The sequence below is a fragment of the Polaromonas sp. P1_E3 genome (genome assembly GCF_056405935.1).
Genome location: NZ_JBFUBD010000731.1, coordinates 1 through 874, shown reverse-complemented (window position 1 = coordinate 874; position 874 = coordinate 1). Strand labels below are relative to the sequence as shown.

General features: G+C 65.1%; 1 protein-coding gene. It reads right to left on the bottom strand.

The genetic code is table 11. The features are described 5' to 3' along the window. A partial coding sequence (locus tag AC1D0Z_RS23135) for an NAD(P)/FAD-dependent oxidoreductase (protein WP_477660467.1) occupies positions 1-874 on the bottom strand: 874 nt, incomplete at both ends.

The window sequence follows — 874 nt, the reverse complement described above, 5'->3', positions numbered from 1 at the left end:
ACGCGGGCCAGTATTTGCGCACCTCCGCATAAAAGGCATCCCCGCGCGCCGGATCCACCACCAGGTCGTCCGGTGAATCGACCCACTGCACGTCGGGGCCGAACTTGGCCTGGCCGCCCAGGTCAATGGTCAGGTGCACGCCCAGACCCGCGGCTTCAGGCACGGGGTAGATCAGGCGGCTGAAAGGCGAACGGCCGGGCAAGGTGAAGTAGTTGCCCTTGGCGTAATGGCTGGGCGGCACATGCTGCGCCGCAAGGCCCGCAAAACGGCTGGCCAGGTGCTGGGCCTGCAACCCGGCGGCGTTGACGACAGTCTTTGCCTGCAGTTCCGTACCGTCCTCTGCTATCAAATTAATAGCTGGTTGCGCACATTCTGCAAGGGCCAGGGGCGAATTCAGCACTACAAGCCCGCCCGCATTCTCCAGGTCACCCTGCAGCGCCAGCATAAGGCCGTGGCTGTCGACAATGCCGGTGCTGGGCGAATGCAGCGCCGCCACGCATTCGAGCTGCGGCTCCAGCGCCCGGGCCTCTTCTCGCGTCAGCAGCGCCAGGTCATTTACGCCGTTGGCGGCCGCCTTTTCGCGGATAGCCTGCAGTTGTGCCACCTGGGCCTCGCTCGTTGCCACGATCAGCTTGCCGCAGCGCTTGTGGCCTATGCCGCGTTCCGCGCAGTAGTCGTACAACAGGCCCTTGYCTTCCACGCAAAGTTGCGCTTTGAGCGAGCCTTGCGGGTAGTAAATACCGGCGTGGATGACCTCGCTGTTGCGCGAGCTGGTACCGGTGCCGATGGCGTCGGCCGCTTCGAGCACCATCACCTCCCTGCCCTGCAAGGCCAGCGCGCGCGCCACCGCAAGGCCCACCACACCCGCACCAAT